At 70.4% G+C, this 22,291-nt stretch carries 25 protein-coding genes; 22 read left to right on the forward strand and 3 right to left on the reverse strand.

Going from position 1 to position 22,291, the window contains the following annotated elements; translation table 11 throughout:
- Positions 1–258: 258 nt before the first annotated feature.
- Positions 259–1,827, reverse strand: a complete 1,569-nt coding sequence (locus FCI23_RS15445; RefSeq protein ID WP_136724458.1) for an oxidoreductase — start codon at positions 1,825–1,827, stop codon at positions 259–261.
- A gap of 127 nt (positions 1,828–1,954) precedes the next feature.
- On the opposite strand from FCI23_RS15445, the gene hisD reads away from it, so the two are divergent.
- The 10 genes from hisD to FCI23_RS15490 all read left to right on the forward strand — a co-directional run bounded on the left by hisD (position 1,955) and on the right by FCI23_RS15490 (position 9,784).
- Positions 1,955–3,307: a histidinol dehydrogenase gene (gene hisD, locus FCI23_RS15450; protein WP_136724459.1), complete on the forward strand. Its 1,353-nt coding sequence runs from the start codon at positions 1,955–1,957 to the stop codon at positions 3,305–3,307.
- Positions 3,286–4,407, forward strand: coding sequence for a histidinol-phosphate transaminase (locus tag FCI23_RS15455; RefSeq protein WP_136724460.1), 1,122 nt, complete (start codon positions 3,286–3,288; stop codon positions 4,405–4,407). The genes hisD and FCI23_RS15455 overlap by 22 nt, the downstream gene beginning before the upstream one ends.
- Complete coding sequence (hisB, locus tag FCI23_RS15460; RefSeq protein ID WP_136724461.1) at positions 4,404–4,997, forward strand: imidazoleglycerol-phosphate dehydratase HisB; 594 nt, start codon at positions 4,404–4,406, stop codon at positions 4,995–4,997. The genes FCI23_RS15455 and hisB overlap by 4 nt, the downstream gene beginning before the upstream one ends.
- The gene (locus FCI23_RS56380; protein WP_169316807.1) at positions 4,994–5,146 is read left to right on the forward strand and encodes a hypothetical protein; all 153 of its coding nucleotides are present in this window, start codon (positions 4,994–4,996) and stop codon (positions 5,144–5,146) included. The genes hisB and FCI23_RS56380 overlap by 4 nt, the downstream gene beginning before the upstream one ends.
- Before the next feature lie 17 nt (positions 5,147–5,163).
- Positions 5,164–5,799: an imidazole glycerol phosphate synthase subunit HisH gene (gene hisH / locus FCI23_RS15465; RefSeq protein WP_136724462.1), complete on the forward strand. Its 636-nt coding sequence runs from the start codon at positions 5,164–5,166 to the stop codon at positions 5,797–5,799.
- A 58-nt stretch (positions 5,800–5,857) separates the two neighbouring features.
- Entirely contained in the window at positions 5,858–6,592 is a 735-nt protein-coding gene (gene priA / locus FCI23_RS15470; protein ID WP_136724463.1) for a bifunctional 1-(5-phosphoribosyl)-5-((5-phosphoribosylamino)methylideneamino)imidazole-4-carboxamide isomerase/phosphoribosylanthranilate isomerase PriA, read from the forward strand.
- Positions 6,589–6,999: a RidA family protein gene (locus FCI23_RS15475; protein WP_136724464.1), complete on the forward strand. Its 411-nt coding sequence runs from the start codon at positions 6,589–6,591 to the stop codon at positions 6,997–6,999. The genes priA and FCI23_RS15475 overlap by 4 nt, the downstream gene beginning before the upstream one ends.
- Positions 7,000–7,005: 6 nt before the next feature.
- The gene (gene hisF, locus FCI23_RS15480) at positions 7,006–7,764 is read left to right on the forward strand and encodes an imidazole glycerol phosphate synthase subunit HisF (RefSeq protein ID WP_136724465.1); all 759 of its coding nucleotides are present in this window, start codon (positions 7,006–7,008) and stop codon (positions 7,762–7,764) included.
- Positions 7,765–7,897: 133 nt separating this feature from the next.
- Entirely contained in the window at positions 7,898–8,485 is a 588-nt protein-coding gene (locus FCI23_RS15485) for an ArsR/SmtB family transcription factor (protein ID WP_136724466.1), read from the forward strand.
- 36 nt (positions 8,486–8,521) lie between these two features.
- Positions 8,522–9,784 (forward strand): MFS transporter, encoded by a 1,263-nt coding sequence (locus tag FCI23_RS15490; RefSeq protein ID WP_136724467.1) that lies wholly within the window; start codon positions 8,522–8,524, stop codon positions 9,782–9,784.
- Here the strand turns inward: FCI23_RS15490 and FCI23_RS15495 are convergent.
- Together FCI23_RS15495 and FCI23_RS15500 are read right to left on the reverse strand one after the other, a co-directional pair.
- Entirely contained in the window at positions 9,781–10,416 is a 636-nt protein-coding gene (locus FCI23_RS15495; protein ID WP_136724468.1) for a TIGR03085 family metal-binding protein, read from the reverse strand. The two genes, FCI23_RS15490 and FCI23_RS15495, sit on opposite strands and share 4 nt — an antisense overlap.
- A gap of 37 nt (positions 10,417–10,453) precedes the next feature.
- Positions 10,454–11,146, reverse strand: a complete 693-nt coding sequence (locus tag FCI23_RS15500; RefSeq protein ID WP_136724469.1) for a hypothetical protein — start codon at positions 11,144–11,146, stop codon at positions 10,454–10,456.
- Between the two features lie 124 nt (positions 11,147–11,270).
- On the opposite strand from FCI23_RS15500, the gene hisI reads away from it, so the two are divergent.
- The 12 genes from hisI (at position 11,271) to FCI23_RS15560 (ending at position 21,916) form a co-directional block, all read left to right on the forward strand.
- Positions 11,271–11,636 (forward strand): phosphoribosyl-AMP cyclohydrolase, encoded by a 366-nt coding sequence (gene hisI / locus FCI23_RS15505; protein ID WP_136724470.1) that lies wholly within the window; start codon positions 11,271–11,273, stop codon positions 11,634–11,636.
- A 168-nt stretch (positions 11,637–11,804) separates the two neighbouring features.
- Complete coding sequence (locus FCI23_RS15510; RefSeq protein ID WP_136724471.1) at positions 11,805–13,325, forward strand: anthranilate synthase component I; 1,521 nt, start codon at positions 11,805–11,807, stop codon at positions 13,323–13,325.
- A gap of 48 nt (positions 13,326–13,373) precedes the next feature.
- Positions 13,374–14,051, forward strand: a complete 678-nt coding sequence (locus tag FCI23_RS15515) for a TIGR02234 family membrane protein (protein ID WP_407645965.1) — start codon at positions 13,374–13,376, stop codon at positions 14,049–14,051.
- A gap of 92 nt (positions 14,052–14,143) precedes the next feature.
- Positions 14,144–14,362, forward strand: a complete 219-nt coding sequence (locus tag FCI23_RS59575; RefSeq protein ID WP_136724472.1) for an HGxxPAAW family protein — start codon at positions 14,144–14,146, stop codon at positions 14,360–14,362.
- An 80-nt stretch (positions 14,363–14,442) separates the two neighbouring features.
- Entirely contained in the window at positions 14,443–14,871 is a 429-nt protein-coding gene (locus FCI23_RS59580; RefSeq protein WP_246143731.1) for a DUF2752 domain-containing protein, read from the forward strand.
- A 133-nt stretch (positions 14,872–15,004) separates the two neighbouring features.
- The gene (trpC, locus tag FCI23_RS15530) at positions 15,005–15,814 is read left to right on the forward strand and encodes an indole-3-glycerol phosphate synthase TrpC (protein WP_136724473.1); all 810 of its coding nucleotides are present in this window, start codon (positions 15,005–15,007) and stop codon (positions 15,812–15,814) included.
- Positions 15,815–15,835: 21 nt separating this feature from the next.
- Positions 15,836–16,042 (forward strand): tryptophan biosynthesis modulator TrpM, encoded by a 207-nt coding sequence (gene trpM / locus FCI23_RS59585; RefSeq protein ID WP_136724474.1) that lies wholly within the window; start codon positions 15,836–15,838, stop codon positions 16,040–16,042.
- 647 nt (positions 16,043–16,689) lie between these two features.
- Complete coding sequence (gene trpB, locus FCI23_RS15540) at positions 16,690–17,934, forward strand: tryptophan synthase subunit beta (protein ID WP_136724475.1); 1,245 nt, start codon at positions 16,690–16,692, stop codon at positions 17,932–17,934.
- Entirely contained in the window at positions 17,931–18,746 is an 816-nt protein-coding gene (gene trpA / locus FCI23_RS15545) for a tryptophan synthase subunit alpha (RefSeq protein ID WP_136724476.1), read from the forward strand. Before trpB ends, trpA begins: the two co-directional genes overlap by 4 nt.
- Positions 18,747–18,819: 73 nt before the next feature.
- Positions 18,820–19,710, forward strand: a complete 891-nt coding sequence (locus FCI23_RS15550; RefSeq protein WP_136724477.1) for a DsbA family protein — start codon at positions 18,820–18,822, stop codon at positions 19,708–19,710.
- A gap of 147 nt (positions 19,711–19,857) precedes the next feature.
- Positions 19,858–20,946 (forward strand): prolipoprotein diacylglyceryl transferase, encoded by a 1,089-nt coding sequence (lgt, locus tag FCI23_RS15555; RefSeq protein WP_136724555.1) that lies wholly within the window; start codon positions 19,858–19,860, stop codon positions 20,944–20,946.
- A 241-nt stretch (positions 20,947–21,187) separates the two neighbouring features.
- The gene (locus FCI23_RS15560; protein ID WP_136724556.1) at positions 21,188–21,916 is read left to right on the forward strand and encodes a VIT1/CCC1 transporter family protein; all 729 of its coding nucleotides are present in this window, start codon (positions 21,188–21,190) and stop codon (positions 21,914–21,916) included.
- The last annotated feature ends 375 nt before the right edge of the window (positions 21,917–22,291 follow it).

Raw genomic sequence — 22,291 nt, forward strand, 5'->3', positions numbered from 1 at the left:
CGTTCATTCGCATTTGGATGAAGATTCCATTGTTACTCCTCCGAAGGGGGTCGATGGCGCTGAGCGTCGCTGACTCGCTACAGTGTGTGGCGCGCCGTCAGGGGCCGGTCAGGGCTTGGCCGTCATTAGGTCATCGCGGCGGCCGAGTGAGAAGCCGCCTCCTTCAAGAGGGGAGGAGTCACATATGTCCAAAGGTTGCGTGTTTTAAGGCCAAGGCCAAGCAAAAAGCGATATGTGACTTCGGCGTCTGCGGCGGCCTCAACCCCGGCGCAGCAGCCGGGACGCGCCCGCCGCCACCGTCGTCGCAAGGATCCAACCCAGCATCATCAGAGCAGCTGCTACCCATTGAGCGAATCCCGAAAGCCGCCAGGCGCCGCCCTGTCCCAGATCGACCAGCGGCAGCAGCAGATCCAGCGCGAACAGTGCCGGATTCCAATGCGGCCAGGCGCCCTGGTCGGTGGGCGGCGGCTGGGGCCGGGTCGCGAAGAACACCGCGCCGAGTGCCCACAGCACCGCCATCCACACCGCGGCGCGCCCGGGCCGGTAGCCATAGCCGACCGTCACGTCCTGCAGATAGCCCCACGCCTGGCCGGCCAGCGGCAGCGCCCCGCGCCGGCGTCGCTGCTTGGCGAGCAGCACCTCGCGGGCGTCGGAGTCCTCGCCGCCCGTGCGCAGGGCCGCAGCCAGGTGCTCGTACGGTTCGGGGCCGTACTCGGGGGTGACCGCGGCCAGCCAGGCGATGCGTTCGGACAGCGGGAAGGGGCCCTCGGGGGTGAGCGACGCATAGGTGAAGTTGGCGAGGTCGACGCCGCCGGACTCCGGCCAGGTCCGCCGGCTGTCGGTGAGATTGCCGACCCGGGCCCCGACCAGGGAGATCAAGCCGGTGGGCGGCTCGTCCAGGGTGAGCCGCAGCTCCGGGGTCTGGATCCGGCGCAGCGACAACTGCTGTTGGCCGGTCAGCCGGAAGCGCGCCCGGTCGATTATCACCGCGTTGCCGAACCGCCCGTCGTCCAGGCGCACCCCGCCCTCGGCGGTGAAGCGCTTGGTCCGCGCTCCGGCGGGCGGGGTGCCGCCGCCGCTGCCCGCGGCGACCCAGCCCGAGCTGAGGTACAGGGTGTGCTCGACGGTGACCCGGGCGGCGTTGAGCGCGTATCGCCCGTCCGGGTTGTGCAGCATGCTGCCGCGCAGGCTCAGTCGTCCGCCGATCCGGGCGCTGCGCAGGCTGACTTCGCCGGTCGCCTCGATCAGCTCCGCCTCGACGTCCTGGGCGACGTTCAGTCCGTCGGCGGCCAGAGCCCGGCCGTGCCGGTCACGGCGGACGATGAGCTGGTTGATGAGCAGATCGGTGCCGATGTGCGCGTCGGTGAGCCGGATGCCGCCCTCCACGGTGCACTGGGCGAGATGCAGATCGCCGGTGGTGCTCAGCCGGGCGGCCTCCAGGCGCGGGATCGCGCAGTGCACCAGGCGCAGGGTGGTGAAACTGCACTCCGGCAGCAGCAGTTGCTGGTCGAAGCGGCAGTCGTGCATCTCCACATACGGGGTGACATGGCCGCCGGAGAGGTTCAACTGGCCGCTGACCTGCGCGCCGGACAGTTTGACGGCCGACACCCGGCCGGAGACGGCGGGCGGTCCGTCGAGCAGCAGCTTGGCGATCGCCTCTGCGCGCACGGTCCGGTCGGGGCCCCAGTAGCGGTCGGTGGCGGGATCGTCCCGCTCCGGGATGCCGGTCCGCAGGTCGTACACCTCGCCGAGGCGGAATGCCTCCCACAGCCCGTGCTCCACAGCGGTCCAGTCCTGTGGGGGTGCGATGTCCGGTGGCTCGGTCACTGAAGTCCCTCCCGTTGAGCCAGGGACACTAGTCGTACCAGTAATGATCACTGGGCGGGACCCGTATGCCGTATCAGGGAGTGATACTCCGGACGACCTGTCGGACCGGTTCTCTACACTTGACCATGTGATCTCCCGAATCGATCTGCGCGGTACCGCCTTCTCGGAGGGTTCTCCCGGAGGCGGCATCGACCGCGACCTGCTGCCCCGTGCCGACTTCGACGTCGAGGCCGCCCTGGAGAAGGTGCGCCCGATCTGCGAGGACGTGAAGCATCGTGGGACGGCGGCGCTGATCCACTACGCGGAGAAGTTTGACGGAGTCGTCATCGACCAGGTCCGGGTGCCTGCCGAGGCGCTTCGGCGCGCCCTTGAGGAGCTGGACCCGAAGGTGCGCGCCGCGCTGGAGGAGTCCGTCCGCCGCGCCCGCCTCGTCCACGGCGAGCAGCGCCGCAACGACCACACCACCCAGGTCGTGCCGGGCGGCACCGTGACCGAACGCTGGGTGCCCGTCGAGCGGGTCGGGCTGTACGTCCCGGGCGGGCGGTCCGTCTACCCGTCGTCCGTGATCATGAACGTGGTGCCCGCCCAGGAGGCCGGCGTCGCTTCGATGGCCGTCGCCTCGCCCGCGCAGAAGGCCCCTTTTCCAGGTCATTGGGGCGGCGGCCTGCCGCATCCCACCATCCTCGCCGCGTGCGCTCTGCTCGGCGTCGACGAGGTGTACGCGGCCGGAGGCGCCACCGCCATCGCCATGTTCGCGTACGGCACCGAGGAGTGCCGCCCGGCCACCTTGGTCACCGGTCCCGGCAACATCTGGGTGGCCGCCGCCAAGCGGCTGCTCAAGGGCCGGATCGGCATCGACGCCGAGGCCGGGCCGACCGAGATCGCCATCCTCGCCGATGCCACCGCCGACCCGGTCCATGTCGCCGCCGACCTGATCAGCCAGGCCGAGCACGACCCGCTGGCCGCCGCAGTCCTCGTCACCGACTCCGAGGAGCTGGCCGACGCGGTCGACAAGGAGCTGGAGACCCAGGTCGCGGCCACCAAGCATGTCGCCGACCGGATCCTCCCGGCGCTGGCCGGCCGCCAGTCCGGCATCGTGCTCGTCGACACCATCGAGCAGGGCCTCGCCGTGGTGAACGCCTACGCCGCCGAGCACCTGGAGATCCAGACCGCCGACGCCCACGCGGTCGCCGCCAGGGTGCGCAATGCGGGTGCGGTCTTCATCGGCCCCTATGCCCCGGTCTCGCTCGGTGACTACGCCGCCGGGTCGAACCATGTGCTGCCCACCGGCGGCTGTGCCTGCCACTCCTCGGGCCTGTCGGTGCAGAGCTTCCTGCGCGGTATCCACGTCGTGGACTACACCCGGGACGCGCTGGCCGACGTCGCCCACCATGTCGTCACCCTCGCCGACGCCGAGGACCTGCCGGCGCACGGCGCGGCGGTCCGCGCCCGATTCGAATGGACGGTTCCTGGCACGTGACCGGTATCGACGACCTCCCCATCCGCGACGAGCTGCGCGGCCAGTCCCCGTACGGCGCCCCCCAGCTCGACGTACCCGTACGCCTCAACACCAACGAGAACCCGTACCCGTTGCCCGAGCCGCTGGTCCAGCGGATCACCGAGCGCGTCCGCGAGGCCGCCCGCAACCTCAACCGCTATCCCGACCGGGAAGCGGTGGAGCTCCGCACCGAGCTGGCGAAGTACCTCACCCGCAGCGCCGGACACGAGGTCGGCACGGCCAACGTCTGGGCCGCCAACGGCTCCAACGAGGTGCTTCAGCAGCTGCTGCAGACCTTCGGCGGCCCGGGGCGCACAGCGATCGGCTTCGAGCCTTCCTACTCCATGCACGGGCTCATCGCGCGCGGCACCGGCACCGCTTGGATCTCCGGCCCGCGGGGCGACGACTTCGCGATCGACGTCGAGGCATCCGTGGCGGCCATCGCCGGGCACCGGCCGCATGTGGTCTTCATCACCTCGCCGAACAACCCCACCGGCACCGCCGTCGGCGCCGGGACCGTCCGCGCGCTGTACGAGGCCGCGCAGGCCGCGCGGCCTTCCCTTGTGATCGTCGACGAGGCATACGGCGAGTTCAGCCACCACCCGTCGCTGCTGCCGCTGATCGAGGGCCGCCCGAATCTCGTCGTCAGCCGCACCATGTCCAAGGCGTTCGGCGCCGCCGGCCTGCGTCTGGGCTACCTCGCCGCCGACCCCGCCGTCGTGGACGCCGTACAGCTGGTGCGGCTGCCGTACCACCTGTCCTCCGTCACCCAGGCCACCGCGCTGGCCGCCCTGGAGTACACCGATACTCTGCTCGGGTATGTCGAGCAGCTGAAGGCCGAGCGGGACCGCCTGGTCACCGAGCTGCGCGCGATCGGCTGCGAGGTCAGCGACTCGGATGCCAACTTCGTGCAGTTCGGCCGCTTCGAGGACAGCCACACCGCCTGGCAGGCGATCCTCGACCGCGGCGTACTCGTCCGCGACAACGGCGTACCGGGCTGGCTGCGGGTCTCCGCGGGCACCCCGGCCGAGAACGACGCGTTCCTGGAAGCGGTGCGCGCGATGAAGAAGGAAGACAGATGAACCGCGTAGGCCGCGTGGAACGCACCACCAAGGAGACGTCCGTCGTCGTCGAGATCGACCTCGACGGCAAGGGAGACGTCGCGGTATCGACCGGTGTCGGCTTCTACGACCACATGCTCGACCAGCTCGGCCGCCACGGCCTCTTCGACCTCACCGTCAAGACCGAGGGCGACCTGCACATCGACTCCCACCACACCATCGAGGACACCGCCCTCGCCCTCGGCGCCGCCTTCAAGCAGGCCCTCGGCGACAAGGTCGGCATCTACCGCTTCGGCAATTGCACGGTGCCGCTGGACGAGTCCCTCGCCCAGGTGACGGTCGACCTCTCCGGCCGCCCCTACCTCGTCCACTCCGAGCCCGAGAACATGGCGCCGATGATCGGCGAGTACGACACCACCATGACCCGGCACATCCTGGAGTCGTTCGTCGCCCAGGCGCAGATCGCCCTGCATGTGCACGTCCCTTACGGGCGCAATGCGCACCACATCGTGGAGTGCCAGTTCAAGGCCCTCGCACGGGCCCTGCGCTACGCCTCCGAGCGCGACCCGCGCGCGGCCGGCATCCTCCCCTCGACGAAGGGCGCGCTGTGAACACCGCCGCTACCGTCTACATCGTCCTGGGACTCTTCCTCCTGGGCGGGGTCTACTCCTTCTGGAAGCAGAAGCTGCCCAAGGGCGTCATTGTGCTGCTCGGCGTCGGTGCGGCCATGTCCCTGGCCGCCGGCCTGGTGCACCTCTAGCTCCAAGGGAGGTTGTCATGACCAAGAACGTGGTCGTCCTCGACTACGGATTCGGCAATGTCCGCTCCGCCGAGCGCGCCCTCACCCGGACCGGCGCCGATGTCGAGATCACCGCAGACTTCGACAAGGCCATGGCCGCCGACGGCCTGCTGGTACCCGGCGTCGGGGCCTTCGCCGCCTGCATGCAGGGCCTGAAGTCGGTGCGCGGTGAATGGATCATCGGGCGCCGGCTCGCCGGCGGACGCCCCGTGATGGGCATCTGTGTCGGCATGCAGATCCTCTTCGCGCGTGGCGTCGAGCACGGCGTGGAGACCGAGGGCTGCGACGAGTGGCCCGGCATCGTCGAGCCGCTGCGCGCGCCCATCGTCCCGCACATGGGCTGGAACACCGTGAAGGCACCCGAGGACACCCGGCAGTTCGCCGGCCTCGACGCCGACGCCCGCTTCTACTTCGTCCACTCCTACGCCGTACGGGACTGGGAACTCGAAGTGAACAACGCCCACATCCGCCCGCCCAAGGTCACCTGGTCCACCCATGGCGAACCCTTTGTCGCCGCCGTCGAGAACGGACCCCTGTGGGCCACCCAGTTCCACCCCGAGAAGTCCGGCGACTGCGGCGCGCAACTGCTCCGCAACTGGCTCGACACGCTGTGACCGCTGGCCGGCACAGGTCCGCACCCGCACCCGTCCTCCCCGTAAGGTCCGCAACGCCATGAGCTCCCCGCACCGCCTCGAACTCCTCCCCGCTGTCGACGTCCGCGACGGCCAGGCAGTCCGCCTCGTCCACGGCGAGTCCGGCTCCGAGACGTCCTACGGCGACCCGCTCGCCGCCGCCCTGGCCTGGCAGCAGTCCGGCGCCGAGTGGCTGCACCTCGTCGACCTCGACGCCGCGTTCGGCACCGGCGACAACCGCGCACTGATCGCCGAGGTCGCCCGCACCATGGACGTCAAGGTCGAGCTCTCCGGCGGCATCCGCGACGACGACACCCTCGCCGCCGCCCTCGCCACCGGCTGCACCCGCGTCAACCTCGGCACCGCCGCCCTGGAGACCCCGGAATGGGTCGCCAAGGTCATCGCCGAGCACGGCGACCGCATCGCCGTCGGGCTCGACGTCCGCGGCACCACCCTGCGCGGCCGCGGCTGGACCCGCGACGGCGGCGACCTCTACGAGACCCTCGCCCGCCTCGACTCCGAGGGCTGCGCCCGCTATGTCGTCACCGACATCGCCAAGGACGGCACCCTCCAGGGCCCCAACCTGGATCTGCTGCGCAATGTCTGCGCCGCCACGGACCAGCCCATCGTCGCCTCGGGCGGCGTCTCCTCGCTCGATGACCTCCGCGCGATCGCCACCCTTGTCCCGGAAGGCGTCGAAGGCGCCATCGTGGGCAAGGCTCTGTACGCCAAGGCATTCACCCTCGAAGAAGCGTTGGAGGCCGTATCCCGATGACAGCAGACGGGGCCGTGCGCAGGATCCAGTCCGAAAGCCAGTCCGAAACCCCCTGGGAGGAGCGGATGGGTTTCTCGAGCGCCGTCGCCGCCGGGGACCGCGTCCTCGTCTCGGGCACCCTGCCGCTGGTCGACGGGAACCTGCAGGGCGAGAGCGACCCCTACGAGCAGACCAAGGCGGCCTTCTCCAACGCCTTCGCCGCACTGGAGAAGTTCGGCCTCGGCCCCGCCCACGTCATCCGCACCCGCATGTACCTCACCCACGCCCGCGACGTCGACGCCGCGGGCCGCGCCCACAAAGAGCTCTTCGACGGCATCCGCCCGGCGGGGACTCTCGTCGTCGTCTCCGGCTTCGTCGACTCCCGCGTGCTCGTCGAGGTCGAGCTCGAAGCCTTCCGAGGAGCCTGAATTTCCATGACCCTCGCCGTACGAGTCATCCCCTGCCTCGACGTGGACAACGGCCGCGTCGTCAAGGGCGTCAACTTCCAGAACCTCCGCGACGCCGGTGACCCGGTCGAGATGGCCAAGCTCTACGACGCCGAAGGCGCCGACGAGCTCACCTTCCTCGACATCACCGCCTCCTCCGGCGACCGCGAGACCACCTACGACGTCGTGCGCCGCACCGCCGAACAGGTCTTCATCCCCCTCACCGTCGGCGGCGGGATCCGTGCCGTCGAGGACGTCGACAAGCTGCTGCGCGCCGGGGCCGACAAAGTCGGCGTCAACACCGCCGCCATCGCCCGCCCCGACCTCATCCGGGAGATCGCCGAGCGCTTCGGCAGCCAGGTCCTCGTCCTGTCCGTCGACGCCCGCCGCAGTCCCGAGGGCACCTCCTTCGAGGTCACCACCCACGGCGGCCGCCGCGGTACCGGCATCGACGCCGTCGAATGGGCCCAGCGCGCTGCCGAGCTCGGCGCCGGCGAGATCCTGCTCAACTCCATGGACGCCGACGGCACCAAGGACGGCTACGACACCGAGATGATCGCCGCCGTCCGCAAGCACGTCACCATCCCCGTCATCGCCTCCGGCGGGGCCGGCAAGCTCACCGACTTCCCCCCGGCGGTCGCGGCCGGCGCCGACGCCGTCCTTGCCGCCTCCGTCTTCCACTTCGGCGACCTCCGCATCAGCGAGGTCAAGCAGGCCCTCCGGGAGGCCGGTAACCCGGTGCGGTGAGGGACCGGGCCCGCGTGGCGGTGACCGCACCGCCCGCCGGGCACGGGGAGGCTGACGCCGGAAGCCGTGTTACGCAAGGCCAGTTGCGCAATTTTTATTGCGCAACTTTCCTTTCTTATCTACGCTCGCAGCCATGGCAGACGAGAAACCCCGCCGGATCACCGAGCTGGATGTGCTCAAGGCGGTCAGCAACCCGCTGCGGATGCGGATCTACCGGGCGTTGTCGACCGCCCGCACCGCAACCGCGTCACAGCTGGCGGAGGAGGTCGACGAAGCGGTGTCGCTGGTGAGCTACCACCTCCGCAGGCTCGCCGCGACCGGCATCGTCGAGGAAGCCGAGCAGCAGAGTGCGGACGGGCGCGAGCGCTGGTGGCAACTGGCGTCCCAGGGCCTGAGCTTCAGGGGCGACGACTTCCGGGACGCGCCCGAGCGGGCCGCCGCGCACATGGCCTTCGCCCGCCTCGTGGAGAGCCAGCGCCGTGAGGCGCACGGCCGCTTCCTGGACGAGCAGGCCGCCTGGGGCCAGGAATGGCGGGACGCGTCGTTCGACGCGGAGTACCTGGCCCGCCTCACCGCTGCCGAACTCGACGAGTTCGGGACGGAGTTGAACGCCCTGGCCAAGCGGTGGAGCGACCGGGCCCACGCGGCGCAGGACGCAGGCGACACCGAGGGCCGCGAGAACGTCGCGATCCACCTGTACGGATTCCCTTTCCGGCACTGACCCGGCAGTTCCCCCGACCGCGAAGGAGGCCGCCGGATGCCGGCGACCGTCGTAACCGCGCATTTACCCCTGAAACCCGCCCACCGGGACGGCAATGTCCTGCGCTGGCTGACCGCCTACGCCGCCTCGCTGATCGGCGACAACGTGTACTTCCTCGCCCTGTCCTGGGCGGCGGCCCAGGCCGGGAGCCCGACGCAGGCCGGGGTGGTGCTGGCAGTCGGCTCGGTGCCGAGGGCGCTGCTGATGCTCGGCGGGGGAGTGGTGGCGGACCGGTTCGGGCCGCGCCGGGTGGTGATCGGCAGCGATCTGACGCGGTGCGTGGTGATCCTGGCGGTGGCCGGGCTGCTGGCCATCGCCACGCCGGGGCTGTGGCTGCTGGTGACGGTGGCGCTGGTCTTCGGGGTCGTGGACGCGCTCTTCATGCCGGCCGTCGGGGCGTTACCGCCGCAGATCACCACGTCCGACCAACTGGGCCGGATCCAGGGGCTGAAGGGGGTCGCGTCCCGCGTCGGCACCGTCGCCGGTTCGTCGCTGGGCGGAATCGCGGTGGCCACCGGAGGATCGGCGACCGCCTTCGCAGTGGCCGGAGTGCTCTTCGCGGTGTCGCTGGGGCTGCTGCTCGCCGTACGGATCGCCCCACTGCCCGCCGGCGGACCTGACGATTCCGAGGCCGCCGGGAGCACAGCCTGGCGGGACCTGGCCGACGGCCTGCGGTACATCCGCCGGGACCGCGTGCTGGCCCCGCTGGTTGTCGTGTTCACGGTCGGCGAACTCGGCTTCGCCGGGCCGCTGAACATCGGCGTGACACTGCTCGCGAACGAGCGGGGCTGGGGCGCGGCCGGGCTCGGCTGGATAGTGAGCGGCTTCGGGCTGGGCGCGGGGGCTGCCTCGGTACTGCTGGCCGTACGGGGCACGCTGCCGCGCGCCGGGCTGGTGCAGGCGGCCTGCCTCGTGCCGGCCGCGGTCGCGGTGGCAGCCCTCGCCTACCTGCCCTCCTTGCCGGCCGCTGTCGTGATGGGCGCGGTCGTGGGCCTGGCCGGGGGACTCGCCGGGGCGCTGGGCGGGGCGCTCCTGCAGACCGTCGCGGATCCCGCCTACCTGGGCCGGGTGAGTTCCGTGGTGATGTTCTTCGCGGTCGGCACCGCACCGCTGACCTATCCGCTGACCGGCGCGGCCATCGCAGCCTGGGGCCCGGCGCCGGTCTTCACCGCGAGCGCGGCGGTCATCGCCGCCGGAGCCCTGCTGGGCCTGGCCTCCAGCCCGCTGCGCCGTGCCGAACTCCCGGGCACCGGGCTCTAAAAGCCGAGCTGCTTCGGCTCGTGCAGCTTCGCGACCGCGTCCTTGTCGCCCTCCGCCTCCACCTGCGCGGCCTCCGTACGCCCAAAGGCGAAGAGCGTCAGCTCGCCCGGCTCACCGGTGACGGTGACGACCGGCAGGCCCTTGTGCGCGACCGCCGTCCGGCCGTCCGGGCGGCGCAGGACGAGGCCGACCGGGGCCTTGCGGCCCAGCAGCCGGGCGCTGCGTTCCAGGCGGGACCAGAGGGCGTCGGCGAAGACCGGATCCACTTCGCGCGGCGACCAGTCCGGCTGGGCGCGGCGGACGTCCTCGGCGTGGACATAGAACTCGACGGTGTTCGCCGCCTCGTCGATCTGCTTGAGGGCGAAGGGCGACAGGCGGGGCGGACCGGTGCGGATGAGCTGGATCAGCTCCTCGTACGGCTTCTGGGCGAATTCCTGGCGGATCCGCTCCAGCCGGGCGGCGAGCTGCGGCACAAGCTGGCCAACGGCGGCGTCGCTGCGCCGCTCGCGGACCACGACATGTGCGGCGAGATCCCGGGTGGTCCAGCCCTCGCACAGCGTCGGGGCTGCTGGACCCGCGGATTCGAGCAGGTCGGCGAGGAGCAGGCGTTCACGCTGGGCATGAGTCGACATACCGTCAGGTTACGTCCACTCCGTGCGGGGCGGGCGGCTACGGAAGGGGTTTCGTGAGTTTCTTGCCATCCGGCTTCTCGCTGAGGGTGAGGGAGCAGGAGACGATGTCTCTCTTGTTCTTCTCGTAGGTGACCAGCGACGGGTAGATCGCGTAGTAGTAGTACTGGGCGTCGCTCGGGACCTTGGATCCCTTCTTCGCGACGTCCGTCTTGCACAGCTCCAGGACCTTGGCGCGGAGCGCCTTCTCGGTGGTGAAGGTGCCGACGATGGTCTCGTTGGCGATCACCTCCCCGTCGTGGGGGCTGGAGCAGGACCGGCGGACGGTCTTGGTGATGCTGCTGTCCAGCCCAGGAGTGTCGAAGCACTCGCCCGGCTTGAGCACCACGTAGGGATTGACGCTCTCGCTGGCGCTCGCGCTCGGGGAGTCCGTCCCCGCCCCGCTCCCGGAAGCCTGCACAGGAGACGCGGTGGCGCTGCCGGCGGCTGTAGCCGCGGCGTTCTCACCGTTCTTGCCGTCGCTGCCACCGCCGAGGAACAGAGCCGTCCCCCCGACGATCGCCGCGACTACCGCAACCACACCCACGGCGATCGCGACGAGCTTCGCCCCGCCGCCCGGTTTGCGCGGGGGCGGGGCGGGGCGGTACGAGGGCGGGGGCGGTCCGAAGTCCCGCGGCGGTCCGAAGCCACCGCCCTGGCCGGGCGGGAGTTCGTTAGGCGGAGGAAAACTCATGGACGAAGCATGCCGCATCTGAGTGACAGCGATGAACAGGCACTGAGATCGACTCAGCCGGTGCGCCCCATATATGCGTTGTGACGCTTTTCCGGTCGGGCGTGACAGACGGCAGAATAGAAGCATGTCCGCCCCGATCGACTCCCCCCTCGCTCCCGACGTCGCCGCCCGCCTCAAGCGCACCGCCGACGGACTGGTTCCCGCCATCGCCCAGCAGTACGACACCGGCGAGGTGCTCATGCTCGGCTGGATGGACGACGAGGCGCTGCATCGCACCCTCACCACCGGCCGCTGCACGTACTGGAGCCGCAGCCGCCAGGAGTACTGGGTCAAGGGCGACACCTCCGGGCACGTCCAGTACGTGAAGTCCGTCGCCCTGGACTGCGACGGCGACACGCTCCTGGTCAAGGTCGACCAGATCGGCGCCGCCTGCCACACCGGTGACCGCACCTGCTTCGACGCGGCCCCGCTGCCGCTGGCTCCTTTTTAGGGCTCGTTCGCCTCCGGGGCGCTTCAGCCGCCGTCGACAGTCGACCGTGCTCGGTCGCTCGTTCCTCGCGACCTCCGCGCGCTCTCCCTTTCGACAGCGGCCGCGCCCCTTCGGCTCACTCGCCGGGCCCGGAGCCGGCCCGCCCGGCAGGGCACTACGCTTTCCGTCATGACCATGGGCACCGTCACCCCCGACCTCGAAACGTTCCGCAAGCTGGCCCAGGACCGCCGGGTGATCCCGGTCAGCCGTCGGCTGCTGGCGGACGGCGACACCCCGGTGGGGTTGTACCGGAAGCTCGCCGCGGAGCGGACCGGAACGTTTCTGTTGGAGTCGGCCGAAAACGGCCGCTCGTGGTCGCGGTACTCATTCATCGGCGTACACAGCGCCGCGACGCTCACCGAGCGCGACGGCCAGGCGCACTGGGTGGGCACCCCGCCGGTCGGGGTGCCCGCGCACGGCGACCCGCTACAGGCGCTGCGTGTCACCGTCGAGGCCCTGCACACCCCTCGTGACCTGCATGACGATGCCCGGCTGCCGCCCTTCACCGGCGGCATGGTCGGGTATCTGGGGTACGACGTCGTACGCCGCTTGGAGCGCATAGGCGACCATGCCCAGGACGACCTGCACCTCCCCGAGCTGACGATGCTGCTCACCTCGGACCTCGCGGTGCTCGACCACTGGGACGGCTCCGTCCTCCTGATCGCCAACGCGATCAACCACAACCACCTCGACACCGGCATCGACGATGCCCACGCCGACGCCGTCGCCCGTCTCGACGCCATGGCCGCCGACCTGGCCCGCCCCATCGACACCGCGCCCGTCGAGCTGCCGCCGTCCCGGCTGCCCGAGTTCACCGCCCGCTCCGGCGGCGCCGTCTACCAGGCCGCGGTGGAGACCGCCAAGGAGCACATCCGGGCCGGTGACGCCTTCCAGATCGTGCCGTCGCAGCGCTTCGAGACGCCGTGCCCGGCCAGCGCCCTCGACGTCTACCGCGTACTGCGGGCCACCAACCCGAGCCCGTACATGTACCTCTTCCGCTTCGACGGCTTCGACGTCGTCGGGTCCAGCCCCGAGGCGCTGGTCAAGGTCGAGGACGGCCACGCCATGGTGCATCCCATCGCCGGCACCCGGCCCCGCGGGGCCACCCCGCAGGAGGACCAGGCGCTGGCGGACGAGCTGCTGGCCGACCCCAAGGAGCGCGCCGAGCACCTGATGCTGGTCGACCTGGGCCGCAACGACCTCGGGCGGGTGTGCGAGCCCGGCACGGTCGAGGTCGTCGACTTCATGTCGATCGAGCGCTACAGCCATGTGATGCACATCGTGTCCACGGTCACCGGCAGGCTCGGCGCGGGCCGCACGGCATTCGATGTGCTGACCGCCTGTTTCCCGGCCGGCACCCTCTCCGGCGCACCCAAACCGCGGGCCATGCAGATCATCGACGAGCTGGAGCCCACCCGGCGCGGCGTGTACGGCGGCTGCGTCGGCTATCTGGACTTCGCCGGTGACTCCGATACCGCCATCGCCATCCGCACCGCCCTGCTCCGCGACGGCACCGCGTACATCCAGGCCGGCGCTGGCGTCGTCGCCGACTCCGACCCGGTCGCCGAGGACACGGAGTGCCGTAACAAGGCGGCGGCGGTGCTGCGGGCGGTGGCGACGGCGTCGTCGATTTCCGCTCCCCGCGGCTAGGACGGGGGCGCCTGGGCGCCCGTCCGGCCCACAGGCCATAGTGATGAGGTGAGCCCCGTACCCCAGCCCCGTACCACCGCAGCGAGCGAAGTGCCTGCGGCTTCCGAAACCTCCGGCGCACCCGAACCGGGCGCCTCCCGCAGCGGCGGGCGCCGCAGCCTCGCCCTCGCACTGCTCTTCGGCGTCGCCGGAGCCGCGGTCGTGCTGCTCGCGGGTGGCAAGACCTGGGCGCACGGGAAGGCCGCCTTCCTGGCGGTCAGCGCCTCCGGCCAGGACGTCACCGGGGTGCCGGGTGCCCTGGCGCTGGTCGGGCTGGCGGCGCTCCTCGCCGTGTTCGCGGTACGGGGCGTGGGCCGGACCGTCATCTCGGCGCTGCTGGCCCTCAGCGGCGCGGGCGCGGTGGCGTCGGCCCTGCTGGCCCTCGGCGACACCACGGCGCTCGACGCGAAGGCATCGACGGCCACCAGCGTGGCGCACGCCTCCGTCTCCGCCGCCGGCAGTACCGTGTGGCCCTGGGTGTCCGCCGCCGGCGGAGCGATGATCCTCGCCGCCGGGATCCTCGCGCTCGTACGGGGCCGGGTCTGGCCAGGCATGTCCAACCGGTACGACCGCGACGGGGCGGAGCCCCGCCCCCGTGCAGAGCGCAAGCCTGTCGTCGACCCTGACCGTCCCGAGGACCTGTGGAAGGCCCTGGACCGCGGCGAGGACCCCACCGACGAGATGTGACGTACCACGCGCGCCCCCCGGGCGTCCCCCGCGCTCCGAGCGGGGGACAATGGGGTCTGCAACGATTTCCGGAAGAACCCTTGGGAGCACTCATGGCGGGCAACAGCCACGGACACACCCCTGCCGCCTGGACGGGCGTGATCATCGCCTTCATCGGCTTCACCATCTCGGGTGCCTTCATGGTGCTCGCCGACCCGATCGGCTTCTGGGCGGGCCTGGTCGTCGTCGCCCTCGGCGGCGTCGTAGGCCTCGCCATGAAGGCCGCGGGCCTCGGTCAGGCCCCGTCGAAGCCCATTCGCGTCAGCAGCTGACCCCCGCCTCAGGCGCAGCCCCGGTGACTCCTCCGGGGCTGCGCTTTCGCGTGCGTCCGGTCCGGGAGACAATCACTTCCGTGTCCCAACCCCGAAGCACAGCTGCGGCCGCCCGTGTCACCTCCGGTATCGCCGCGCCGCTCGGAGTCCTCGCCGGGGTCGCCGCCGCCTTCGCCTATGTCGGCACCGTCGACCCCAACGCCCCTGGCCACTACCCGGTCTGCCCGCTGCTGCACTTCACCGGCCTGTACTGCCCGGGCTGCGGCGGACTGCGCAGCGCCTACGCGGTCGTGCACGGCGAATTCGGCACCGCCCTGGGGCTCAACGCGCTCGCCGTCGCCGGCTACGGCCTCTTCGCCGTCCTGTGGACCGTGTGGCTGGTCCGTGCGGCGCGGGGCCGCCCGTTCACCGTACGGCTGCGGCCGGCGCACTGGTGGGCGGTCGGCGCGGTGGTACTGGCCTTCGCGGTTGTCCGGAACCTGCCGTTCGGGGCGGCATTGGCGCCTTAAATGTCCAGATGGTGATACTTCATGCCCCCGGATGCGGGTCCTCCGCTCCTCGGCGGTTACCATCGGTTTGCCGGTGGAACCATCTCACTGGCTTGATCGTTTCGCTTAACCCGCCAAGAAGGGGATCACTCGCGTGAGTGTGCTCGACGAGATCATCGAGGGTGTCCGAGCCGACCTCGCCGAGCGGCAGGCACGGGTATCCCTCGACGCACTCAAGGAGCAGGCCGTCAAGGCGCCCGAGGCCAGGGACGGCGTTGCCGCCCTGCGCGGCGACAGCGTAAAGGTGATCTGCGAGGTGAAGCGCTCCAGCCCCTCCAAGGGCGCCCTCGCCGCGATCGCGGACCCGGCCGGGCTTGCCGCGGACTACGAGGCCGGTGGAGCGGCGGTGATCTCCGTCCTCACCGAACACCGCAAATTCGGCGGTTCCCTCGCCGACCTGGAAGCGGTCCGTGCCAAGGTCGACATCCCGGTCCTGCGCAAGGACTTCATCGTCACCGCCTACCAGCTCTGGGAGGCCAGGGCCTACGGCGCCGACCTCGTCCTGCTGATCGTCTCCGCCCTCGACCAGGACGCGCTCGTCTCGCTCATCGAGCGTGCCGAGTCGATCGGCCTCACCCCGATCGTCGAGGTCCATGACGAGGACGAGGTCACGCGTGCGGTCGACGCCGGCGCGAAGATCATCGGGGTCAACGCGCGTAACCTCAAGACCCTTGAGGTCGACCGTGGGAACTTCGCCCGGATCGCCCCTGAGATCCCCGACCACATCGTCAAGATCGCCGAATCCGGCGTCCGTGGCCCGCACGACTTGATCGCTTACGCGAATGATGGCGCCGACGCGGTTCTCGTGGGCGAGTCCCTTGTCACCGGCCGCGACCCCAAAACCGCCGTCGCCGACCTCGTCGCCGCCGGCGCCCACCCCGCGCTGCGGCACGGCAGGGGCTGAGAGGCCGTCCGGCCCGGTAGGATGACGCACATGTCCCCGTCCACCGCTGCCGGAGCATCCGGGCCCGATGCCTACGCACGCCTGCGCCCCGGCTGCCGCCCGCGCGGCTGCCGTGCGCCTGCGCGGCGCGTACTGGGACGACGGGTGCGGTATGTCATCGGCTGCGAGCCTGGCCAGGTGAACGGCAGCCGATGGCGTCCGGGCTTGCCGTTTCCGTCCTTCGGCTGACCACGCCGGGTTGGCCCTGCTGGGCCAGCTCGGTCCCGCTTCCTCTGTCGGGGGTGCCGGTTCCTCCCCCAGCCTTCGGCCGGGAGGTGCCCCCAGGAGGTGCCCCCACAAGCGCCGGACGGGCTGGGTGGTCGTGCTGGCCGCCACGCAATGTCTGTCGTGGGGTCGGGGCCGCTGTGGGGTGATCTCCTCGGGGCTCGCGCGTTCCGGTCCACAGCACACTCACCCGGGGTGCACGCGCTCGTCCCCTGCGGGGACACCCCGGCGCGTCCCCTCCCGGCCGGATGTGCGCGTGACGGCCTCGCCGTGGCGGAGACCGTAAAACGAACGCACCGCACCCGGTGGTTTGGACCCCAAGGAACCACGCACCGCAAGGCGCCGTACCGGCGGGAGGGGGTGGTGTAGGGGTGTCCCCCGCAGACTGTGTCGCCGTATGCCGGTGGCGATGGCGCATGGTGCAGGGGGTGCTGGCGACACTGTCGTGGGGGCACCTCCTGGGGGCACCTCCCGGCCGAAGGTTGGGGGAGAGTCACCCCGAAGTCGCCACCGACCCACCCACCGAACAAGCGCACCCCACCCCCGGCGCAGAGCACCAAAAGCCACGTACACACGTTCACACGTACAACCCAAGAAACGGACGGACCGTCATGTCCGATGAGTTCTTCATCCCCGACCCAGAGGGCCTGGTCCCGAGCGCCACGGGCTATTTCGGCGCCTTCGGAGGCAAATTCATCCCGGAGGCGCTGGTCGCCGCCGTGGACGAGGTGGCCGCCGAGTACGAGAAGGCCAAGGGCGATCCGGCGTTCGCCGCCGAGCTGAACGACCTGCTGGTCAACTACACCGGCCGGCCCAGCTCCCTCACGGAAGTGAAACGCTTTGCGGAGCACGCCGGCGGGGCGCGGGTCTTCCTGAAGCGGGAGGACCTGAACCACACCGGATCGCACAAGATCAACAACGTGCTGGGCCAGGCACTGCTGACGAAGCGCATGGGGAAGACCCGCGTGATCGCGGAGACCGGCGCCGGCCAGCACGGCGTGGCCACCGCCACCGCATGCGCGCTCTTCGGCCTGGAGTGCACGATCTACATGGGTGAGATCGACACCCAGCGCCAGGCGCTCAACGTGGCGCGGATGCGCATGCTCGGCGCCGAGGTGATCCCGGTGAAGTCCGGCAGCCGCACGCTGAAGGACGCGATCAATGAGGCGTTCCGCGACTGGGTCGCGAATGTGGACCGTACGCACTACCTCTTCGGTACGGTCGCGGGCCCGCACCCCTTCCCGGCGATGGTGCGCGACTTCCACCGCGTGATCGGCGTGGAGGCCCGCCGCCAGATTCTGGAGCGGGTAGGGCGGCTCCCGGACGCGGTCGCCGCGTGCGTCGGCGGCGGATCGAACGCGATCGGCCTCTTCCATGCCTTCATCCCGGACACCGACGTCCGTCTGGTCGGTCTGGAGGCAGCCGGTCACGGCGTCGATTCCGGTGAGCACGCCGCGACGCTGACCCGCGGAGAGCCTGGAATCCTGCACGGTTCACGTTCGTACGTGCTCCAGGACGACGAGGGACAGATCACCGAGCCGTACTCGATCTCGGCGGGCCTGGACTACCCGGGCATCGGCCCGGAGCACGCGTATCTCAAGGACTCGGGCCGAGCCGAATACCGTCCGGTCACCGATGACGAGGCGATGCAGGCGCTGCGCCTGCTGTCACGCACCGAGGGCATCATCCCGGCGATCGAGAGCGCCCACGCCCTCGCGGGGGCGCTGGATCTCGGCCGTGAGCTGGGCGAGGACGGCCTCATCCTGGTGAACCTCTCCGGGCGCGGCGACAAGGACATGGACACGGCCGCCCGCTACTTCGGGCTGTACGACAAGACCGAGGGGAGCGCAAAGTGAGCGGGCAGATCGAGCTGCTGAACAAGGTCCTCGCGGACGCCAAGGCCGACAACAGGGCCGCCCTGGTGGCGTACCTCCCGGCGGGCTTCCCGACGGTCGACGGCGGGATCGAGGCCGTCAAGGCGATCCTGGAGGGCGGCGCCGACATCGTGGAGGTCGGCCTGCCGCACAGCGACCCGGTGCTCGACGGTCCGGTGATCCAGACCGCCGACGACATCGCCCTGCGGGGCGGCGTCCGGATCGCCGACGTGCTCCGTACCGTCCGTGAGGCACATGACGCGACCGGTGCGCCGGTCCTCGTCATGACGTACTGGAATCCGGTCGACCGCTACGGCAGCGAGCGGTTCGCCGCGGAACTCGCCGAGGCCGGCGGCGCGGGGTGCATCCTGCCGGACCTGCCGGTCGAGGAGTCCGAGGTGTGGCGGAAGGCGGCCGAGCAGCACGGCCTGGCCACGGTCTTCGTCGTCGCGCCGAGCAGCCAGGACGAGCGGCTGGCGAAGATCACCGCGGCCGGCACCGGCTTTGTGTACGCGGCGTCGCTGATGGGCGTCACCGGCACCCGCGAGAGCGTCGGCGCGCTGGCCGAGGACCTCGTCCGGCGCACCCGGGCCACCACCGGTACGCCGGTGTGCGTGGGTCTCGGCGTCTCCAACGCCACGCAGGCGGCCGAGGTGGCCGCCTTCGCGGACGGCGTCATCGTCGGTTCGGCGTTCGTCAAGCGGCTGCTGGACGCGCCGGACCTCCCGGCGGGCCTGGTGGCGGTGCGCGAGCTGGCCGCGGACCTGGCGAAAGGCGTGCGCTCCCGCGTCTAGGGCGTTCCCTCGTTGGGGCTAATTGCGACCCCGGGGCACACATTCGCGTGCCCCGGGGTCGTTGTCCAGGGATGTGAGCCAGAGGAACCGTGACGGAAAGCGCACCGCCCGCGAGCGGCTGCGGGAGCAGCGTGAGATCGACAAGGCGCGTGAGAAGCGCAAGCGGACGCTCATCGCCGTAGGCGCGGTGGTCGCCGTGCTGGCGATCGCTGCCGGCGTCGGTCTGCTGGTGGCCGGCAGGAACAACGGCGGTGGGGTGGCCGTGGCCGCCCCGGCCGGGGCGGCCGGCAAGGACAAGCTGGTGATCCCGGTCGGGGCGAGCGACGCCCCGTCCACCCTGACGGTCTACGAGGACTTCCGCTGTCCGGCCTGCGGCCAGTTCGAGAAGACGTTCACCGACACGATCCACCAGCTGGAGGACAGCGGCCAGATCAAGGTCGACTACCACCTCGTACGGATCATCGACGGTAACGCGGGCGGCACCGGGTCGCTCAACGCCGCGAACGCCGCCGCGTGTGCACAGGACCAGAACAAGTTCCGCGCTTACCACGATGTGCTCTACGCGAACCAGCCCGTCGAGACGGACGACAAGTTCGCCCAGAAAACGTATCTCCTCCAGCTTGCCGACAAGGTGGGCGGCCTGAAGACGCCGACCTTCACCACCTGTGTGAACAACGGGACGTACGACGCCTGGGTGAAGAAGTCCAACTCCGCATTCGGCCAGTCCGGCTTCAATTCCACGCCGACCGTGCTGCTCAACAACACCAATATCTACGCCGACACCCAGAATCCACTGACCCCGGCCAAGCTCAAGCAGTTGGTCGCCGACGCCAACAAGGGCAAGAAACCGGGCACCGCTACCCCGAGCCCGAGCCCGAGCCCGAGCCTCAGCCAGAGCCCGAGCCCCAGCCAGAGCCGGAGCCGGAGCCAGAGTCCCAGCCCGAGTCAGAGGTCCACAGGCTGAGAACCGCGAGGTCGCGCCCGCTCTGCCCGGAACCCGGGCGCGACCTGGTTGTCCAAGTTCTTCCGAGGCCGTTACCCAGCCGTTGCCGGTCAGGTGCCCGCAGACCTGTGCGGCACGGTAGCGTCATGTCTTGCCATGAACTCAGCATTGAACCTTGCATTCATCCCCAGCCCCGCGCGCGGAGTGATCCACCTCGGACCCATTCCGCTGCGTGGTTACGCCTTCTGCATCATCATCGGCGTCTTCGTCGGCGTGTGGGTCGGCGGCAAGCGCTGGGCCGCCCGCGGTGGAGTGAAGACCACGGTCGCGGACATCGCGGTCTGGGCGGTGCCGTTCGGCCTGGTCGGCGGCCGTCTCTATCACGTGATCACCAGTTACGAGCTCTACTTCGGTAAGGGCAAGGACTGGGTGAACGCGTTCAAGATCTGGGAGGGCGGCCTCGGTATCTGGGGCGCCATCGCCCTCGGCGCCGTCGGCGCCTGGATCGCCTGCCGCCGCCGAGGCATCTCCCTGCCCGCGTACGCCGACGCCATCGCCCCCGGCATCGCCTTCGCCCAGGCGATCGGCCGCTGGGGCAACTGGTTCAACCAGGAGCTCTACGGCCGCCCCACCACGCTGCCGTGGGGGCTGAAGATCGACGCCGCCCACCGCCCCGTCGACACGCCCCAGCTCGCCACGTACCAGCCGACCTTCTTGTACGAGTCCCTGTGGTGCGTGGGCGTCGGGTTCCTCGTCATTTGGATCGACCGCAAATTCAAGCTCGGGCACGGGCGGGCTTTCGCGGTTTACGTTGCCGCGTACACCGTCGGCCGCTTCTGGATCGAGTATCTGCGTGTGGATGACGCGCACCACATCTTCGGCCTGCGGCTGAATGACTGGACGTCGATCGTCGTCTTTATCGGCGCGATCGCTTACCTCGTCCTTTCCGCGAAGTGGCGGCCCGGCCGGGAAGAGGTCGTCGAGCCATTGGCGGCTCCGGTGGACGGGGACTCCGGGGAGGCCGAGGCGGCCGTCGAGCCCGCCGAGGGTACGGAGAACGCCGAGGACGCGGAGGCTGCCGCCTCGCCCGGCAAGGAGCCCGAGGCCGCCGCCTCCGAAGCGGGCGATGATGCCCCCGCCGGCACAGCTCCCCTGGCTGTTTCCACCGCCGAAGAGTCCTCCGGTACCGACGACGCCCCGGACGCCGGCCTGACCGCCGAGCCCTCCGAAGCAGCGGGCACCGCGCAGAAGTCCTGACCTCCGCGCCGCTCCACGGCCGCCCGGCCCCTTCCACAGGGCCCGGCGGCCGTGTCATGTCCCCGGCCGCCCGGCCGCCCACCCACCGACGCTCGCGCCGGGCCAAGGCGAAGGCGTTTTCGCAGGTAAGGCAGGCTTTGCTTGCTGGAATCGCAGGGAATTCCCGCGTACGGTCAAACTGTCCAGTGGGCAGGATCCGGGCTGCGTCAGCCCGGGTGAAGGGAGCACCCGCGTCATGTCGATGGCCGTTGACCAGGACCAGCCGAGCACTCCGCACCATGTAGCGCACCATGAGCACCGGGATGTGTCTGGCGGCTGGCTGCGGCCGGCGGTGTTCGGGGCGATGGACGGCCTTGTGTCCAACCTCGCGCTGATGACGGGTGTGGCGGGTAGTGCGGTGTCGTCGCAGACGCTGGTGATCACCGGGCTGGCGGGCCTGACGGCCGGCGCGTTTTCGATGGCGGCCGGTGAGTACACCTCTGTGGCCTCCCAGCGGGAGCTGGTCGAGGCGGAGCTGGACGTGGAGCGCCTGGAACTGCACCGTAATCCCGCTGACGAATTGCTGGAGCTCGCCTCCCTCTATGTGTCGCGGGGTGTGGAGCCGGAGCTGGCGCACGAGGTGGCGCGGCAGATGTCCAAGGACCCGGAGCAGGCGCTGGAGATTCACGCCCGTGAGGAACTCGGGATCGACCCGGGCGAGCTGCCCTCGCCGCTGGTGGCGGCGGGGTCCTCGTTCGGCTCGTTCGCACTGGGCGCGCTGCTGCCGGTGCTGCCCTATCTGGTGGGCGCGCACTCGTTGTGGCCGGCGGTGCTGCTGGCGTTGGTCGGGCTGTTCGCGTGCGGCGCGGCGGTGGCGCGGATTACGGCGCGGTCGTGGTGGTTCAGTGGACTTCGGCAGCTGGTCTTGGGCGGAGCGGCCGCCGGGGTTACCTTCGTTCTGGGTACACTTTTCGGTACGGCCGTCGGCTGACCCGTACACCGGCTGGCATAAATGAGCCCGTCCGGCGGTTGAAGACGTTACGAGGACAGTAAAGGACGCTGCAGGGCGCAAGGCCGTGCCCGTTGTCCGGCGGACAGCACCGAGCGGTGTGCCAGATCACAGGTCGCGAGTACAAGCCACTTGTTACCCGCTCGTTTCAGCTAGGCCAACAGAGGGCATCACTCGGAGACGCCACAGGCAGCGCCGCCTGTGTCGTCATCCCCTGACGCTGGCCCGTTGTGCCTGCTCGCACCCGTTCTGTCCACATGATGGAACCGGCCTATCCACTTTTCGGCCATCCGGTCATCATGTAACCTGCACGAAATCGCAGAGGGCCAGCGTCGTCCCGCATGCACATGTCAATTG

Origin of the sequence: Actinacidiphila oryziradicis (genome assembly GCF_005047355.1) — a bacterium.
Taxonomy (GTDB): domain Bacteria; phylum Actinomycetota; class Actinomycetes; order Streptomycetales; family Streptomycetaceae; genus Actinacidiphila; species Actinacidiphila oryziradicis.

Excerpts from the sequence above, each read along its gene's own strand:
- hisF (WP_136724465.1), top strand. The coding sequence starts at position 7,006 with ATGACCCTCGCCGTACGAGTCATCCCCTGCCTCGACGTGGACAACGGC.
- FCI23_RS15455 (WP_136724460.1), top strand. The coding sequence starts at position 3,286 with ATGGACGGTTCCTGGCACGTGACCGGTATCGACGACCTCCCCATCCGC.
- FCI23_RS15500 (WP_136724469.1), bottom strand. The coding sequence starts at position 11,146 with ATGAGTTTTCCTCCGCCTAACGAACTCCCGCCCGGCCAGGGCGGTGGC.
- priA (WP_136724463.1), top strand. The coding sequence starts at position 5,858 with ATGAGCTCCCCGCACCGCCTCGAACTCCTCCCCGCTGTCGACGTCCGC.
- trpM (WP_136724474.1), top strand. The coding sequence starts at position 15,836 with ATGACGCACATGTCCCCGTCCACCGCTGCCGGAGCATCCGGGCCCGAT.
- FCI23_RS15485 (WP_136724466.1), top strand. The coding sequence starts at position 7,898 with ATGGCAGACGAGAAACCCCGCCGGATCACCGAGCTGGATGTGCTCAAG.
- hisH (WP_136724462.1), top strand. The coding sequence starts at position 5,164 with ATGACCAAGAACGTGGTCGTCCTCGACTACGGATTCGGCAATGTCCGC.
- hisB (WP_136724461.1), top strand. The coding sequence starts at position 4,404 with ATGAACCGCGTAGGCCGCGTGGAACGCACCACCAAGGAGACGTCCGTC.
- hisI (WP_136724470.1), top strand. The coding sequence starts at position 11,271 with ATGTCCGCCCCGATCGACTCCCCCCTCGCTCCCGACGTCGCCGCCCGC.
- FCI23_RS15490 (WP_136724467.1), top strand. The coding sequence starts at position 8,522 with ATGCCGGCGACCGTCGTAACCGCGCATTTACCCCTGAAACCCGCCCAC.
- FCI23_RS59575 (WP_136724472.1), top strand. The coding sequence starts at position 14,144 with ATGGCGGGCAACAGCCACGGACACACCCCTGCCGCCTGGACGGGCGTG.
- trpB (WP_136724475.1), top strand. The coding sequence starts at position 16,690 with ATGTCCGATGAGTTCTTCATCCCCGACCCAGAGGGCCTGGTCCCGAGC.
- FCI23_RS15495 (WP_136724468.1), bottom strand. The coding sequence starts at position 10,416 with ATGTCGACTCATGCCCAGCGTGAACGCCTGCTCCTCGCCGACCTGCTC.
- FCI23_RS15475 (WP_136724464.1), top strand. The coding sequence starts at position 6,589 with ATGACAGCAGACGGGGCCGTGCGCAGGATCCAGTCCGAAAGCCAGTCC.
- FCI23_RS15510 (WP_136724471.1), top strand. The coding sequence starts at position 11,805 with ATGACCATGGGCACCGTCACCCCCGACCTCGAAACGTTCCGCAAGCTG.
- FCI23_RS15560 (WP_136724556.1), top strand. The coding sequence starts at position 21,188 with ATGGCCGTTGACCAGGACCAGCCGAGCACTCCGCACCATGTAGCGCAC.